The sequence below is a fragment of the Pseudomonas sp. IT-347P genome (assembly GCF_949768005.1).
Lineage (GTDB): Bacteria > Pseudomonadota > Gammaproteobacteria > Pseudomonadales > Pseudomonadaceae > Aquipseudomonas.
Genome location: NZ_CATKPQ010000033.1, coordinates 313,773 through 327,917, shown reverse-complemented (window position 1 = coordinate 327,917; position 14,145 = coordinate 313,773). Strand labels below are relative to the sequence as shown.

The following is a 14,145-nucleotide window of genomic DNA, read 5'->3' as shown; positions in this document are numbered from 1 at the left end:
TTACTCGCGGAAATCGCCACCGTTGGCCGGCTGCGATTCGACTTCCAGCAAAGTCAGTTTGAGGGTCTTGCCACCCGGGGCCGGCCAGTCGATGTGCTGACCGACTTTCAGGCCCAGCAGTGCACTGCCGACTGGCGCCAGAATGGAAATCTTGCCTTCGTCGGCATTGGCATCCTTGGGGTAGACCAGCGTCAGGTGGTAATCCTTGCCACTGCCTTCTTCACGGCAATGCACGCGGGAATTCATGGTCACGACATCGGCGGGCACTTCATCGTGGCCGACCACGGTATCAGCGCGATCCAGCTCGGTTTGCAGCGCAATCACGCCCGGCGCAGCCTGGTCTTTCTCGTTCAGGTTGTCGATCAGGCGCTCCAGACGTTGCACGTCCAGACGGGTAAGGGTGATGGAAGGTGCGGTCATGATCCGGGCAGACTCCTTTCTTCTGCACACAAAAAAAGCAAAACCCCGCCAAAAAAGACGGGGTTTTCACCAGGCCTCGATGGGTTGAGGCGTGTTCGGACACTATCACAGCTCAAAAAATATACAAGTCACGCCCCGCTGCCCTGCTTGCGCTGTGATGCCTGGGCGCAAATTACCCGCCGCCGCTCATCATCGGCGGAGCGCCATTCGCGAATATCCTCGACATGACGGAAGCAGCCGAGACAGACCTTTTGCTCATCAAGCCGGCACACGCCGCTGCACGGCGAAGGCACGGCCGGGCTGATGTTGCTGTAAAGCGGCTTCGGTGGACGAACTGGAGCGGTGTCAGTCACGGAATCACAGACCTTCGAAGTCGAATTCAGCGCCGGCCTGTTGCCTGACGATGCGCTCGAGCATTTCGCCCAGTTGCTCTTCGCTCTTGTCGCACATCCAGCGCTCGCTTTCTTCGTCGTAGTCGAAGTGGAAACCACCGGACACTGCCGCCAGCCACAGCTGACGCAGCGGCTCCTGACGGCTGAAGATCAGCTGCGAGCCGTTCTCGAACTTGACGGTAAGCACACCGGCCGAGCTCTCCAGGTCGATATCCAGGTCGCTTTCATCAAAGATGTCTTCCAGTTTTTCCTGGGTTTCATCGACCAGATCGTGGAAACGGGCTTCGGACAAACTCATTGCGGCAACCTCAAAAAATGTTCTGATCAGGCTCAAGCGCCGAAAGATACGGACGCTTTTGGCCGATTGCAAAGATTAACGACCAAGCACCCTGCCCCACTCCTGACACCAAACCCTAGGAGTGAGCCTGCTCGCGATGGCGGCGTGTCAGTCAACATATATGTATCTGACAAACCGCTATCGCGAGCAGGCTCACTCCTACAAGAGGTTGCGGCGGTTCGGGCAGCTTTGGGCAAGCCCCGCCGGACGGGAGGGCCATCACATAGGCAAGCCGCCGGGTGGCCGGTATACTCCGGCGCAATTAACGCATTTTCAAGGATTTCGCCATGAAGCGCCTGATCTCTTCCCTTGCTGCGCTCGTCGCGGTTGCCTGCCTCGTTTCGGCCTGTGGTCAAAAAGGCCCGCTGTACCTGCCGGATGACGATCAGGACCCGGCCGAGCAAGCCCAGTCTTCGCAGAAGCAGCCGTCCAAAGCACACAAGCACGACGTTTACCAATAAGGGATCGCCATGGACGCTTTTAACTACCGTGGCGGGGAGCTGTTCGCGGAAGGTGTGGCGCTGTCCGCCATCGCCGACCGCTTCGGCACGCCCACTTATGTCTACTCGCGCGCGCACATCGAAGCCCAGTATCTGGCTTACGCCGATGCGCTCGCCGGCATGCCGCACCTGGTCTGCTTTGCCGTCAAAGCCAACTCCAACCTCGGCGTACTGAATGTCCTGGCCCGCCTCGGCGCCGGTTTCGACATCGTCTCCCGTGGCGAACTGGAGCGCGTGCTGGCTGCTGGCGGCAGCGCTGACAAGATCGTCTTCTCCGGTGTCGGCAAGACCCGTGACGACATGCGTCGCGCCCTCGAAGTCGGCGTGCATTGCTTCAACGTCGAATCCACCGATGAGCTCGAACGCTTGCAAGTGGTCGCCGCCGAGCTGGGCGTTCGCGCACCGGTTTCGCTGCGTGTGAACCCGGACGTCGATGCCGGCACCCACCCGTACATTTCCACCGGTCTCAAAGAGAACAAGTTCGGCATCGCCATTGCCGATGCCGAAGACGTGTACGTGCGCGCCGCGCATCTGCCGAACCTGGAAGTGGTCGGCGTTGACTGCCACATCGGTTCGCAACTGACCACGCTGCCGCCGTTTATTGACGCACTGGATCGCCTGCTCGACCTGGTCGACCGTCTCGGCGATTGCGGCATTCATCTGCGCCACATCGATCTCGGTGGTGGTCTGGGCGTGCGCTATCGCGATGAAGAGCCGCCGCTGGCTGCCGACTACATCAAAGCCGTACGCGAACGTCTGAACGGGCGTGATCTGGCGCTGGTGTTCGAGCCAGGGCGTTTCATCGTCGCCAACGGCGGCGTGCTGCTGACCCAAGTCGAATACCTCAAGCACACCGAGCACAAAGATTTCGCCATTGTCGACGCGGCAATGAACGACCTGATCCGCCCGGCGCTGTATCAAGCGTGGATGGATGTCACGGCGGTCAAACCGCGTGACACCGCCGCACGCAAATACGACATCGTCGGCCCGATCTGCGAAACCGGTGACTTCCTCGCCAAGGACCGTGAACTGGCGCTGGAAGAAGGCGACTTGCTGGCCGTGCATTCGGCCGGCGCCTACGGTTTCGTGATGAGTTCCAACTACAACACCCGCGGCCGTGCCGCCGAAGTGTTGGTAGACGGTGATCAGGTTTTTGAAGTGCGCCGCCGCGAAACCGTGGCCGAGCTGTTTGCCGGCGAAAGCCTGCTGCCGGAGTAACCCATGCTGCTGCGTTTTACCAAAATGCACGGCTTGGGCAATGACTTCATGGTTCTCGACCTGGTCAGCCAGCACGCGCATATTCAGCCCAAGCACGCCAAGCAATGGGGCGACCGCCACACCGGCATCGGTTTCGACCAGTTGCTGATCGTTGAGGCGCCAAGCAACCCGGACGTGGATTTCCGCTACCGGATCTTCAATTCCGATGGCTCGGAAGTCGAGCAGTGCGGCAACGGCGCGCGCTGCTTCGCGCGCTTCGTGCTCGACAAGCGCCTGACCGCCAAACGGCAGATCCGCGTCGAGACCAAGGGCGGCATCATTGAGCTGGACGTGCGTAACGATGGCCAGATCGGCGTGAACATGGGCGCCCCGCGTCTGGTGCCGGCGGACATCCCGTTTGAAGCGCCGGCGCAAGCGACCAGCTATCAGCTGGAAGTCGATGGCACCACGGTCGAACTGGCCGCCGTGTCGATGGGCAACCCGCACGCCGTATTGCGTGTGCAGGACATCAACAGTGCACCGGTGCATGAGCTGGGGCCGAAAATCGAACACCATCCGCGCTTCCCGGCGCGGGTCAATGTCGGCTTTCTCCAGGTCATCGACCGCCACCGCGCGCAGCTGCGCGTGTGGGAACGTGGCGCCGGGGAGACCCAGGCCTGCGGCACAGGCGCGTGTGCAGCGGCTGTCGCTGCGATCAGCCAGGGGTGGATGGATTCGCCGCTATTGATCGACCTGCCCGGCGGGCGCCTGTCCATTGAATGGGCTGGCCCTGGCCAACCGGTGCTGATGACCGGCCCGGCAGTGCGTGTATACGAAGGACAAGTACGTCTTTGAGTGAGCAGAAACCATGACCGACAAGCCTCAGGTACCCGCCCGACAGTCCGACGAATCCGCGTCCGAGAGCCTGGAGGCGGCAGCGGTTGCCGCATACCTGGAGGCGCATCCGGACTTCTTCGTCGAGCACGAAGAACTGCTGCCCGCCATGCGCATTCCCCATCGACGCGGTGACACGGTGTCCCTGGTCGAGCGGCAGATGACCATCCTGCGCGACCGCAACATCGAGATGCGCCATCGCCTCTCGCAATTGATGGACGTCGCCCGCGACAACGATCGCCTGTTCGACAAGACCCGTCGCCTGATACTTGCCCTGATGGACGCCGCCAGCCTCGAAGACGTGGTGATCAGCGTCGAAGACAGTCTGCGCCAGGATTTTCAGGTGCCCTTTGTCAGCCTGATCCTGCTCGGTGACAACCCGGCACCGGTCGGTCGCTGGGTCACCCACGCTGACGCGCAAGTCGCCATCGGCGGGTTGCTCACCGAAGGCAAAAGCGTCAGCGGCAGCTTGCGCGAGCATGAGCTGGATTTCCTGTTTGGCGAAGAGCAGCGCAAACAGATCGGCTCCACTGCCGTGGTCGCGGTCAGCCATCAAGGCATCCACGGCATTCTGGCGATCGCCAGTCGTGATCCGCAGCACTACAAGAGTTCGGTGGGTACGCTGTTCCTCAGCTACATCGCCGAAGTCATGGGCCGCGTGCTGCCACGGGTCAACAGCTCCCTGCGCTCGGTACGCTGAACATGGAACGGCAACTGGACGCTTACTGCGAACACCTGCGCAGTGAGCGACAGGTGTCGCCGCACACGCTGTCAGCCTACCGCCGCGACCTCGATAAAGTCCTTGGCTGGTGCGTGAAGCAAAACATCAGCAGTTGGGCGGCGCTGGATATTCAGCGCCTGCGCAGCCTGATCGCCCGTTTGCATGCGCAGGGCCAGTCTTCGCGTAGCCTCGCTCGCCTGCTTTCGGCAGTGCGCGGCCTCTATCACTATCTGAATCGCGAAGGCCTTTGCGACCACGATCCGGCAACCGGTCTCGCACCGCCGAAAGGCGAACGGCGCCTGCCGAAAACCCTCGACACTGATCGCGCCCTGCAACTGCTGGAGGGTGCGGTCGAGGATGATTTTCTCGCTCGGCGCGATCAGGCGATTCTCGAGTTGTTTTATTCGTCGGGCCTGCGCCTGTCCGAGCTGACCGGGCTCAATCTTGATCAGCTCGACCTTGCTGACGGCATGGTTCAAGTGCTCGGCAAGGGCAGCAAGACCCGACTGCTGCCGGTGGGCAAAAAGGCCCGCGAAGCATTGGAGCAATGGCTGCCATTGCGGGCCATGACCAACCCGGCGGACGACGCCGTATTCGTCAGCCAGCAAGGCCGACGCCTCGGTCCACGGGCGATTCAGGTGCGGGTCAAACTCGCCGGCGAACGCGAGCTGGGGCAGAACCTGCATCCGCACATGCTGCGCCACTCCTTCGCCAGCCACTTGCTGGAATCCTCGCAGGACCTGCGCGCGGTGCAGGAATTGCTTGGTCACTCCGACATTAAGACCACGCAAATCTATACCCACCTGGACTTCCAGCACCTGGCGGCGGTCTACGACAGCGCCCATCCACGGGCCAAACGCATGAAAGGCGATGATTCATGAGCATCCAGTTGATCACCTTCGACCTCGACGACACCTTGTGGGACACCGCTCCGGTGATCGCCAGTGCCGAAGCGATATTGCGCGAATGGCTGAGCGAACATGCGCCAAATCTGGGCGCAGTGCCGGTGGAGCATTTGTGGGCGATTCGTGAGCGTGTATTGGCTAATGAGCCGGGGCTCAAGCACAGGATCAGCGCGCTGCGTCGGCGGGTGTTGTTTCATGCGATGGAGGACGCCGGCTATGCCCATGGCGAAGCAACCGACCTGGCGGACAAGGGTTTTGAAGTATTTCTGCATGCGCGGCATCAGATCGAAGTGTTTCCTGAAGTCGAGCCGGTGCTGGAGATCCTCGCCAATCATTACGCCCTTGGCGTAGTCACCAATGGCAATGCCGACGTGCACCGTTTGGGCCTGGCGGACTATTTCAAGTTTGCGCTGTGCGCGGAAGATATCGGTATCGCCAAACCGGATACGCGGCTTTTTCATGAGGCTCTGCAACGCGGTGGCGGCGTGAGCGCGGAAGCGGCGGTGCACGTTGGTGATCATCCGGGCGATGACATTGCCGGGGCACAGCAGGCCGGGTTGCGGGCGATCTGGTTTAACCCGGCGGGCAAAGTCTGGGAAGCGGATCGCCTGCCGGATGCCGAAATTCGCAGCCTGACTGATTTGCCAGCGGTGCTCGCACGCTGGAATACCCCCTCGAACTGATCCACTACCCCCTGTGGGGGCGGGCTTGCTCGCGAAGAGGCCCTGTCAGTCGACATATGATTTGAATGACACACCGCCTTCGCGAGCAAGCCCGCTCCCACAGGGGTTGTGTGCATTCATGGCTATATTCCAGGCATGAAAAAGCCCGCAGCGACGGCGGGCTTTTTCAGCAGGCCAGCAGCACGCCTCAGATAGGGCGGCTGCCGTACTTGTTGTCCGGCTTCTTGGGCGGATCGGCGACCACGTTGGCCTCCACTTCCTGCACCTTGCCACCGCGCGCAAGGAACTCTTCCATGGCTTTGGCCAGGGCGTCGCGCTCCTTGTTCTTGGCTTCGATGCTCGGCAATTCGTCTACCGATACCGCAGCCTTGGCTTTGCCTTTGGCAGCCGGGGCCGGGGTATCGTCACCGCCATCGTCGTCAGCAACGTCTTCCGCTGCTGCTTCCAGGCCTTCCTCGGCCTCGTCTTCGTCGCCTACTTCGAGGTCGTCGTTTTCCAGATCATCGTCGCTCATGTTCTACCTCATGACTTGCGAAAAGCAGATTAGTTATAGACCAGCTTTGGCGACTGTCGAAAGTCGCCGGAAAAAAATCGGTAACCATTGGTGACCAACGGTTTACGCCCCTTCACCGTGCAAGGTGGCGAGGACTTTACGGGCACCGCCATGATCACGGTGCTCGCCCAGATAAACGCCTTGCCAGGTTCCCAATGCCAGGCGACCTGCCGAAACCGGCAGACTGATCTGGCAGCCAAGCACGCTGGCCTTGAAGTGCGCCGGGAGGTCGTCCAGGCCTTCGTCGTTATGCTCATAGCCGTCTGTTCCTTGTGGGATCAGACGATTGAAGAATCGTTCGAAGTCGCGACGTACCGCCGGATCGGCGTTCTCGTTGATGGTCAACGACGCCGAGGTATGCTGCAGCCACAAATGCAACAGACCGACCCGACACTGCCTGAGTTCAGGCAGTCCGGCGAGTAACTCGTCCGTTACCAGATGAAAGCCCCGGGGCCGTGCCCGCAGGGTAATCAGAGTCTGTTGCCACATACAGTTCTCCGCACGTTCGGGGCGCATTCTAGCGCGCTCTGGGAAAAAACAAAGGCCCTAATATTCCTGCAATTGCGTAAGCCATTGGCCGCAGAAAAACGCCCGTCGTAAACACGACCAAAGCCGTACGAAAAATCCTTTCAGCTGCTCTCTTTGCGACAAATTCCAGACAAAAAAATGCCCGGCGAACCGGGCAAGTTTTTTGCTGCGCGTACTTACAGGTTGTAGCCGCGTTCGTTGTGTTGTGCCAGATCGAGGCCGACCGATTCTTCTTCCTCGGTCACGCGCAGCCCCATCACAGCGTCCAGGACCTTGAGGATGATGAAGGTAACGATCGCGGTGTAGATCACCGTGAAGCCCACGCCTTTGACCTGAATCCACACTTGGGCACCGATATCGGTAACGGTGCCGAAGCCACCCAGAGCGGGAGCTGCGAACACACCGGTCAGAATCGCGCCGAGGATACCGCCGATACCGTGTACGCCGAACGCATCCAGGGAATCGTCATAACCGAGTTTGCGTTTCAGGGTGGTGGCGCAGAAGAAGCACACCACGCCCGCCGCCAGACCGATCACCAGTGCCCCCATCGGCCCCACGGTGCCAGCAGCCGGAGTAATTGCAACGAGGCCAGCAACCACACCCGAAGCGATGCCCAGTGCACTAGGTTTGCCGTGGGTAATCCACTCGGCAAACATCCAGCCCAGCGCGGCAGCAGCGGTGGCGATCTGAGTGACCAGCATCGCCATGCCGGCGGTCCCGTTGGCCGCAGCAGCGGAGCCGGCGTTGAAGCCGAACCAGCCGACCCAAAGCATCGCCGCGCCCATCAGGGTGTAACCGAGGTTGTGCGGGGCCATCGGGGTGGTCGGGAAGCCTTTGCGCTTGCCCAGCACCAGGCAGGCAATCAGACCGGCGACACCGGCGTTGATGTGCACCACGGTGCCGCCGGCGAAGTCGAGTACGCCCCAGTCCCACATCAGGCCGCCGTTGCCGGACCAGACCATGTGCGCGATCGGCGCGTAAACCAGGGTGAACCAGATGCCCATGAAGATCAGCATCGCGGAGAACTTCATCCGCTCGGCGAACGCACCGACGATCAGCGCCGGGGTGATGATCGCGAAGGTCATCTGGAAGGTGATGAACACCGCCTCAGGGAACAGCGCCGCAGGGCCGGTCAGGCTCGAAGGCGTGACACCAGCGAGGAACGCCTTGCCCATGCCGCCGAAGAACGAGTTGAAGTTGACGACGCCCTGCTCCATGCCGGTGGTGTCGAACGCAATGCTGTAGCCATAAATGACCCACAGGATGCTGATCAGACCGGTAATGGCGAAGCACTGCATCATCACGGAAAGAATGTTTTTCGAGCGAACCATACCGCCGTAGAACAGCGCCAGGCCCGGGATGGTCATGAACAGCACGAGGGCTGTCGAGGTGAGCATCCAGGCAGTGTCGCCGGAATTGAGGACCGGGGCCGCCACTTCGTCTGCCGCCATTGCAAGGCTTGGCATTACGATAGACAACAGGGCTCCTAGCCCTGCGAATTTACGCAGAGTCATATTGTTTTCTCCTGGGGCGTTGGGGTTTGTGGCGGCTTAAATCGCGTCGGTATCGGTTTCGCCGGTACGGATGCGGATCGCCTGTTCCAGATTGACCACGAAGATCTTGCCGTCACCGATCTTGCCGGTGTTGGCCGCCTTGGTGATCGCCTCGATCACCCGATCCAGATCCTTGTCGTCGATGGCCACGTCGATTTTCACCTTGGGCAGAAAATCGACCACATATTCCGCGCCGCGATACAGCTCGGTGTGACCCTTCTGCCGGCCGAAGCCTTTGACTTCAGTAACGGTAATGCCCTGCACGCCGATTTCGGACAGCGACTCGCGCACGTCGTCCAACTTGAACGGCTTGATGATGGCAGTGACTAGCTTCATGAAAACTCTCTCCCGAATTGGTGGACTTGCCCCAGGAAAACAAACCCGACTCAAGTCTAAGCGCAGTGCCTGGCTTTGTAACGCATCGTCGGCCGTACCTGCCCGACTGACGCCAGCTAACCGCTGCCGACGAAACTCCCCGCTCCGTCTGCCGCACTGCATTCGTCACAGCGACTGCATCAGTGCATGGGTCGAAGGTGACTAAGCAGAAACCTTGCCATCTCGCCAAAACTTACTGAATTCAATCGCTTGGCCACTGCTGCAGGCACCCTCGTGTGAACGCTCATCCAGATACGCACAACAACGGTGCGTTGCCGTCCGTCCGCCTGCGCGAAAAGCGTGCATCCCTGACCACGAGATTGACTATAGACACTGCGTGATACACTGCCGGCCATTGTTTACAGGACATCCATCATGCTCGCGCCCAAAGACTTTCTCGACGCCCTGAGCGGCACCGCCTCCCGCCTTTTCAGCGGCGACACCCCGCTGCCGAAAGCCGAAATCGAAAGCCAGTTCAAGATGCTGCTGCAGAGTGCCTTCAGCAAACTCGACCTGGTGAGCCGTGAAGAGTTTGATAGTCAGATGGTTGTGTTGGCACGTACTCGCGCTCGCCTCGAAAGCCTCGAAGCCAAGGTTGCCGAGATGGAAGCGAAGCTGAATCCCCCAGCCGAGTAACCCCGCAATCCCCTGTAGGAGCTGCCGAAGGCTGCGATCTTTTGATCTCCAGCCCTTCAACCATCCCGGCAACGTCCTACACACTGCACCACCGCCGTCCGATTGCGCCGAAAAGCCCCGGTTTCTAAGCTCACCTGATGCTGAATGTTCAGCACCGGGTTTGGCGACCCGAACAGCTTAAGGCGCACGACAACCATGATGGCGGCTACATTTACCGCCACATCGCTTCATGGCGGTTGTGCGTGGGAGACCTTCGGGTCTGCCGGGTTCCTTTTGCTCCGGTTCGCCAACCCGCGTACAACTGCCACCCAATCGTTTGGCGACTATTGAGGGCAGCCCCTTAAGCAAGAGGAACTGCTCAATGAATCAAGAAGAGTCTTATCTGACCCCGCACATCTTCACCCGCCACAAACTCCCCCTCCACGCCCTCCTCATCCAGAACCAACCCTGGTTCTGCGCCCGAGACCTGAGCCGCCTGCTGCACATCTACCTCAACGAACGCATGCTGCGAAAACTCGACCCCGACCAATACCAGACCCGCAAAACCCTGATCCACAATCAAATCGAAAACACCCTGCTGATCAGCGAATCCGGCATCTACGCCCTCCTCGTCTACCACTACTGCCCCGAATACCGAGCGCTACGCGAATGGCTCACCCACCAGGTCATCCCTACCCTGCGCGACGCCCAACATCCCAGCACAAGCGAACGCCCACACCTCAGCTTGCTCAACTGGCCGGACATGACGTTGAGTTTGTTGCACTGGAATAATCAGCCGTGGATACGGTTGCAGGATGTGCCGTTGATGGTGGTGGAACGGGAACAGACCAAACGCCCAATGACGGGGCCATGGTGGAAAAGAGCTTCGCGGATGCTGCAATCGCTATAAACCCGCATGCCGGAGCTGGGCCCTGCGCAAATCGTAAGTCGATTGGAGATTCATCCAGAACTCAGGCGTAGTGTCGAGATGAGTGGCAAGGCTGATTGCCAGATCGGCGCAGATCCTGAGCTGGCATTTCACAAGCTTTTCGATCTCACGCGGGCCAGTTCGTGGGCAGGCCAGACCTATGACAGTCATGCCCAGCGGCTCCATGAATTCCTTATTCAGAACCTCGCCCGGATGAATCGGGCGCATACCATTGCGGTGCATTTTTCGCCTCCAGAGGCTGCATTGAGTGGCCAAACTGGAACATCCGACTCCCGGATACAAGACCTTCATACCCCTTTCGCCGGCGTCCTACACCTATTAGGGCATGGCCCTACAAACATCAGCGTCTGCGCCTGATTACGCGACTTTTCCTCCTTGTACTACGGTGGCCAACAAAGCATCTGTCACCCAAAAAACGAGGCCTCAATGAAAGACAAAAAGAGACGGGCAAAGCTCGAAGAGATTGTTGGATATCACGCTGAAGCACTTCGGTTAGCCGGAGGTATTTCAGCCAATCAGCGTCATTTTATTGAGGTAGCGGCCAAGTACGGTAAAGAACTCGAACCGAATGGTTGGCTGGCCGGGGGAGGAAGCCAAGTAAGAAATCTCGAAGAAGAAAACTAATGTGGCGCCTCTACTGAACGTGGAAGGGCACCTTGGCAACATCCAGTGAAGGTTTGCCCTCGCATCCGTGTCGCCTGGATTCGCTCTCCCAACTACCCTTCAAAAACCCGCAGGAAGCGGCTCCCCGATTCAGCTCAAGGAACGACCATGTCCCTCTCCATCGTCCACAGTCGCGCCCAGATTGGCGTGGAAGCCCCCGCTGTCACCGTCGAAGTCCATCTGGCCAACGGTCTGCCGTCGCTGACCATGGTCGGGCTGCCCGAGGCGGCGGTGAAGGAGAGCAAGGATCGGGTGCGCAGCGCGATCATCAATTCCGGGCTGCAGTTTCCAGCGCGGCGAATCACCCTGAATCTGGCGCCGGCGGATCTGCCCAAGGACGGCGGGCGGTTTGATCTGGCGATTGCCTTGGGGATTCTGTCGGCGAGTGTGCAGGTGCCCTGTCTGACGCTGGATGAGGTGGAATGTCTGGGTGAGTTGGCGTTGTCCGGCGCAGTAAGGGCGGTGCGCGGGGTATTGCCGGCAGCACTGGCGGCGCGCAAGGCCGGGCGGGCACTGGTGGTGCCGCGGGCGAATGCCGAGGAGGCGTGTCTGGCTTCGGGGCTGAAGGTGTTTGCGGTGGATCATTTGCTGGAGGCGGTGGCGCATTTCAATGGGCATACGCCGGTTGAGCCCTATGTCTCCGACGGACTGATGCATGCCAGCAAGCCTTATCCCGACTTGAATGAAGTGCAGGGGCAAGTGGCGGCGAAACGGGCGTTGCTGATTGCTGCTGCGGGTGCGCACAACCTGCTGTTCAGCGGGCCACCGGGGACGGGTAAGACATTGCTGGCCAGCCGATTACCGGGGCTGCTTCCGCCGCTGGCCGAAAGCGAAGCGCTGGAGGTCGCGGCGATTCAGTCCGTCGCCAGTGGCGCACCGCTGACCCATTGGCCGCAGCGCCCCTTCCGTCAACCGCACCACTCCGCATCCGGGCCGGCACTGGTCGGCGGCAGCTCGAAACCGCAACCCGGCGAAATCACCCTCGCCCATCATGGCGTGCTGTTTCTCGATGAACTGCCGGAATTTGATCGCAAGGTGTTGGAAGTTTTACGCGAGCCTTTGGAGTCGGGACATATAGTCATCGCACGGGCCAAGGATCGCGTACGTTTCCCCGCACGGTTCCAGTTGGTCGCCGCAATGAACCCCTGCCCCTGTGGATATCTTGGCGAACCGAGCGGCAAGTGTTCGTGCACACCGGACATGGTGCAGCGCTATCGCAATAAGCTTTCGGGGCCGTTGCTGGACCGGATTGATCTGCACCTGACGGTGGCGCGGGAAGCGACCGCGTTGAGTCCGCAGGTTAAGCCAGGGGAAGACAGCGCCAGCGCTGCGGCGTTGGTGGCCGAAGCTCGCGAACGGCAGCAGAAGCGTCAGGGCTGTGCCAATGCGTTTCTTGATCTGCCAGGGTTGAAGCGGCACTGCAAGTTATCCACAGCCGATGAGACATGGCTGGAGTCAGCCTGTGAACGGCTGACTTTATCGCTGCGCTCGGCGCATCGACTGCTCAAAGTCGCCCGGACACTGGCCGATCTTGAGCAAGCCGATGCCATCAGACGCGAACACTTGGCTGAGGCACTGCAATACCGGCCGGCGACACCTTAATGTTCGGTCAGATCAACCAGCGGCGTCTGCCGCACTTCGGTTTCGCGCCCGGCCTGAATCTCGGTCACGCGCTTCAAGGCGTTATCCACAGCACCCTTGTCTGCGAGCAGGCTGTAGCTGATCTGGAACTGTTTGTGTTCCTTGGGTGCAATGGTCGGTACCAGATTCAGCGGACGCTGATAGTGGCGGTTGTAGGAAAAACTGGTGCCCGGCTCCAGCCCGGTGACATAACCCTGCCCTTGGGTATCGGTGTTTTTCCACAGGGAGAACACCGGCAACTGCTGGGTATTGAAGCCCACGGAGACACCGAGGCTGCCCGCCTTGTTGTGCAGAACAGTCAGGGTTTCGCCTTTGGCGTCGGCGTAGGGCACGACGTTGTAGACGGTTTCGTCGTAGTCCTTGGTCGGGGCGCGATAGGTCTGCCAGTCGGCCAGATCACCTTTGGCCTTGTCATTGAAAGGCGACACCTGTTTCACCGGCGCGGCAAATCGTGCGCCCTGCTCGAGGAACGGCGTGCTGAAGTTGCTGTGATACAGCGCCTGGTATTCCTTCGGATAATCGCCGTTGTTGGTCAGCGTATCGCTGAGTGCGAAGCGTGCGCTGCCGGGCTCGGTGACCAGTTCAGTGACAACCGAGAAGTCGACCTTCTTGAAGGCTTGCTCCTTCAGCTCGCCGCGCAGGCTGATGGCGTAGGGCGGTTTTTCGTCGATGTGCAGCGTGACGGTACTGGCCGGGATGTTGGCGGCGCGACCATGCAAGGTCAGCAGCTCACCATTGTCCATGCCGGGATGGCCGACCCATTCGTACCCGCAGCGGGTCACCAGCTCATTGAAGCCTTCCAGCCAGCCCAGGCCACCGCGACCGTTAAGTTCGATGAAGGCCGGGTTGACCACCTCCTTGACCGGCGAATCCCAACCCATGCGCACGTTGCCAACAGAAGCCTGCAAGACGTTCATGCCTCGGGTCGGCACCACCGAAAGTTTCATTGTGCCGTTATCGATATCGACGATGCTGACACCTTCCTGCCGCCCACCGTGCAAGGTACGCAGGCTTACGGAGAAGGGTTTGTCGGTATTCACGCCGAGCTGCGCACTGGTGAGGGTCCAGTTTTGCGCGGGTTTGTTGGTATCGAGAAGGACGTAGTCCCAAGCCATGGCGTGGGAAGCAGCAGAGAATGCGCCGAGGGCGACGGCGAGTTTGAGCGGGGTCATGGCAGCAGCCTTTATTGGAGTTGTGCCATTTTTATAGCGCTGCGGAA

The 14,145-nt window shown here is 60.1% G+C and carries 19 protein-coding genes; 10 read left to right on the top strand and 9 right to left on the bottom strand.

The genetic code is table 11. The features are described 5' to 3' along the window. The 3 genes from rnk to cyaY form a co-directional block, all read right to left on the bottom strand. Positions 1 to 420, bottom strand: coding sequence for a nucleoside diphosphate kinase regulator (gene rnk, locus ACM6IV_RS14280; RefSeq protein ID WP_038359156.1), 420 nt, complete (start codon positions 418 to 420; stop codon positions 1 to 3). 128 nt (positions 421 to 548) lie between these two features. Continuing rightward, on the bottom strand, positions 549 to 773 hold the full coding sequence (locus ACM6IV_RS14275; RefSeq protein WP_414870475.1) for a DUF1289 domain-containing protein: 225 nt from the start codon (positions 771 to 773) through the stop codon (positions 549 to 551). A gap of 4 nt (positions 774 to 777) precedes the next feature. After that, entirely contained in the window at positions 778 to 1,110 is a 333-nt protein-coding gene (gene cyaY, locus ACM6IV_RS14270; RefSeq protein ID WP_414870474.1) for an iron donor protein CyaY, read from the bottom strand. Positions 1,111 to 1,436: 326 nt separating this feature from the next. On the opposite strand from cyaY, the gene lptM reads away from it, so the two are divergent. Genes lptM through ACM6IV_RS14240 form a run of 6 tightly spaced genes read left to right on the top strand, consistent with a single transcriptional unit; the run spans position 1,437 to position 6,049 of the window. Further along, entirely contained in the window at positions 1,437 to 1,610 is a 174-nt protein-coding gene (lptM, locus tag ACM6IV_RS14265; protein WP_007911098.1) for an LPS translocon maturation chaperone LptM, read from the top strand. 9 nt (positions 1,611 to 1,619) lie between these two features. Further along, positions 1,620 to 2,867 (top strand): diaminopimelate decarboxylase, encoded by a 1,248-nt coding sequence (gene lysA / locus ACM6IV_RS14260; RefSeq protein WP_414870473.1) that lies wholly within the window; start codon positions 1,620 to 1,622, stop codon positions 2,865 to 2,867. 3 nt (positions 2,868 to 2,870) lie between these two features. After that, positions 2,871 to 3,701 (top strand): diaminopimelate epimerase, encoded by an 831-nt coding sequence (gene dapF, locus ACM6IV_RS14255; protein WP_414870472.1) that lies wholly within the window; start codon positions 2,871 to 2,873, stop codon positions 3,699 to 3,701. Positions 3,702 to 3,714: 13 nt separating this feature from the next. Next, on the top strand, positions 3,715 to 4,440 hold the full coding sequence (locus tag ACM6IV_RS14250; protein ID WP_414870471.1) for a DUF484 family protein: 726 nt from the start codon (positions 3,715 to 3,717) through the stop codon (positions 4,438 to 4,440). Positions 4,441 to 4,442: 2 nt separating this feature from the next. After that, entirely contained in the window at positions 4,443 to 5,342 is a 900-nt protein-coding gene (gene xerC, locus ACM6IV_RS14245) for a tyrosine recombinase XerC (protein ID WP_414870470.1), read from the top strand. Further along, positions 5,339 to 6,049, top strand: a complete 711-nt coding sequence (locus ACM6IV_RS14240) for an HAD family hydrolase (protein WP_414870469.1) — start codon at positions 5,339 to 5,341, stop codon at positions 6,047 to 6,049. Before xerC ends, ACM6IV_RS14240 begins: the two co-directional genes overlap by 4 nt. Before the next feature lie 187 nt (positions 6,050 to 6,236). On the opposite strand, the gene sutA is transcribed toward ACM6IV_RS14240, so the two are convergent. The 4 genes from sutA to glnK all read right to left on the bottom strand — a co-directional run bounded on the left by sutA (position 6,237) and on the right by glnK (position 9,019). Beyond that, positions 6,237 to 6,563: a transcriptional regulator SutA gene (sutA, locus tag ACM6IV_RS14235; protein ID WP_007964546.1), complete on the bottom strand. Its 327-nt coding sequence runs from the start codon at positions 6,561 to 6,563 to the stop codon at positions 6,237 to 6,239. 102 nt (positions 6,564 to 6,665) lie between these two features. Then, on the bottom strand, positions 6,666 to 7,091 hold the full coding sequence (locus tag ACM6IV_RS14230) for a secondary thiamine-phosphate synthase enzyme YjbQ (protein ID WP_095049349.1): 426 nt from the start codon (positions 7,089 to 7,091) through the stop codon (positions 6,666 to 6,668). Between the two features lie 215 nt (positions 7,092 to 7,306). Continuing rightward, positions 7,307 to 8,644, bottom strand: coding sequence for an ammonium transporter (locus ACM6IV_RS14225; RefSeq protein ID WP_311995910.1), 1,338 nt, complete (start codon positions 8,642 to 8,644; stop codon positions 7,307 to 7,309). Positions 8,645 to 8,680: 36 nt separating this feature from the next. After that, the gene (gene glnK, locus ACM6IV_RS14220) at positions 8,681 to 9,019 is read right to left on the bottom strand and encodes a P-II family nitrogen regulator (protein WP_002555808.1); all 339 of its coding nucleotides are present in this window, start codon (positions 9,017 to 9,019) and stop codon (positions 8,681 to 8,683) included. 414 nt (positions 9,020 to 9,433) lie between these two features. Between glnK and ACM6IV_RS14215 the strand changes: the two genes are divergently transcribed. Next, positions 9,434 to 9,694: an accessory factor UbiK family protein gene (locus ACM6IV_RS14215; protein ID WP_016772581.1), complete on the top strand. Its 261-nt coding sequence runs from the start codon at positions 9,434 to 9,436 to the stop codon at positions 9,692 to 9,694. Positions 9,695 to 10,055: 361 nt separating this feature from the next. Further along, positions 10,056 to 10,583: a Bro-N domain-containing protein gene (locus tag ACM6IV_RS14210; protein WP_414870468.1), complete on the top strand. Its 528-nt coding sequence runs from the start codon at positions 10,056 to 10,058 to the stop codon at positions 10,581 to 10,583. Here the strand turns inward: ACM6IV_RS14210 and ACM6IV_RS14205 are convergent. Then, a complete protein-coding gene (locus tag ACM6IV_RS14205) occupies positions 10,578 to 10,844 on the bottom strand; it encodes a HigA family addiction module antitoxin (RefSeq protein WP_414870467.1) in 267 nt (88 codons plus the stop codon). The two genes, ACM6IV_RS14210 and ACM6IV_RS14205, sit on opposite strands and share 6 nt — an antisense overlap. A 204-nt stretch (positions 10,845 to 11,048) precedes the next feature. On the opposite strand from ACM6IV_RS14205, the gene ACM6IV_RS14200 reads away from it, so the two are divergent. Beyond that, the gene (locus ACM6IV_RS14200) at positions 11,049 to 11,246 is read left to right on the top strand and encodes a hypothetical protein (RefSeq protein WP_160059876.1); all 198 of its coding nucleotides are present in this window, start codon (positions 11,049 to 11,051) and stop codon (positions 11,244 to 11,246) included. Between the two features lie 147 nt (positions 11,247 to 11,393). After that, entirely contained in the window at positions 11,394 to 12,887 is a 1,494-nt protein-coding gene (locus ACM6IV_RS14195) for a YifB family Mg chelatase-like AAA ATPase (RefSeq protein ID WP_414870466.1), read from the top strand. Here ACM6IV_RS14195 and ACM6IV_RS14190 read toward each other — a convergent pair. After that, positions 12,884 to 14,098, bottom strand: a complete 1,215-nt coding sequence (locus ACM6IV_RS14190) for an aldose 1-epimerase family protein (RefSeq protein WP_414870465.1) — start codon at positions 14,096 to 14,098, stop codon at positions 12,884 to 12,886. The two genes, ACM6IV_RS14195 and ACM6IV_RS14190, sit on opposite strands and share 4 nt — an antisense overlap. Positions 14,099 to 14,145 lie beyond the last annotated feature (47 nt).

Coding starts and splice junctions, on each gene's coding strand:
- rnk (WP_038359156.1), bottom strand. CDS start 420: ATGACCGCACCTTCCATCACCCTTACCCGTCTGGACGTGCAACGTCTG.
- cyaY (WP_414870474.1), bottom strand. CDS start 1,110: ATGAGTTTGTCCGAAGCCCGTTTCCACGATCTGGTCGATGAAACCCAG.
- lptM (WP_007911098.1), top strand. CDS start 1,437: ATGAAGCGCCTGATCTCTTCCCTTGCTGCGCTCGTCGCGGTTGCCTGC.
- lysA (WP_414870473.1), top strand. CDS start 1,620: ATGGACGCTTTTAACTACCGTGGCGGGGAGCTGTTCGCGGAAGGTGTG.
- dapF (WP_414870472.1), top strand. CDS start 2,871: ATGCTGCTGCGTTTTACCAAAATGCACGGCTTGGGCAATGACTTCATG.
- ACM6IV_RS14250 (WP_414870471.1), top strand. CDS start 3,715: ATGACCGACAAGCCTCAGGTACCCGCCCGACAGTCCGACGAATCCGCG.
- xerC (WP_414870470.1), top strand. CDS start 4,443: ATGGAACGGCAACTGGACGCTTACTGCGAACACCTGCGCAGTGAGCGA.
- ACM6IV_RS14240 (WP_414870469.1), top strand. CDS start 5,339: ATGAGCATCCAGTTGATCACCTTCGACCTCGACGACACCTTGTGGGAC.
- sutA (WP_007964546.1), bottom strand. CDS start 6,563: ATGAGCGACGATGATCTGGAAAACGACGACCTCGAAGTAGGCGACGAA.
- ACM6IV_RS14230 (WP_095049349.1), bottom strand. CDS start 7,091: ATGTGGCAACAGACTCTGATTACCCTGCGGGCACGGCCCCGGGGCTTT.
- ACM6IV_RS14225 (WP_311995910.1), bottom strand. CDS start 8,644: ATGACTCTGCGTAAATTCGCAGGGCTAGGAGCCCTGTTGTCTATCGTA.
- glnK (WP_002555808.1), bottom strand. CDS start 9,019: ATGAAGCTAGTCACTGCCATCATCAAGCCGTTCAAGTTGGACGACGTG.
- ACM6IV_RS14215 (WP_016772581.1), top strand. CDS start 9,434: ATGCTCGCGCCCAAAGACTTTCTCGACGCCCTGAGCGGCACCGCCTCC.
- ACM6IV_RS14210 (WP_414870468.1), top strand. CDS start 10,056: ATGAATCAAGAAGAGTCTTATCTGACCCCGCACATCTTCACCCGCCAC.
- ACM6IV_RS14205 (WP_414870467.1), bottom strand. CDS start 10,844: ATGCACCGCAATGGTATGCGCCCGATTCATCCGGGCGAGGTTCTGAAT.
- ACM6IV_RS14200 (WP_160059876.1), top strand. CDS start 11,049: ATGAAAGACAAAAAGAGACGGGCAAAGCTCGAAGAGATTGTTGGATAT.
- ACM6IV_RS14195 (WP_414870466.1), top strand. CDS start 11,394: ATGTCCCTCTCCATCGTCCACAGTCGCGCCCAGATTGGCGTGGAAGCC.
- ACM6IV_RS14190 (WP_414870465.1), bottom strand. CDS start 14,098: ATGACCCCGCTCAAACTCGCCGTCGCCCTCGGCGCATTCTCTGCTGCT.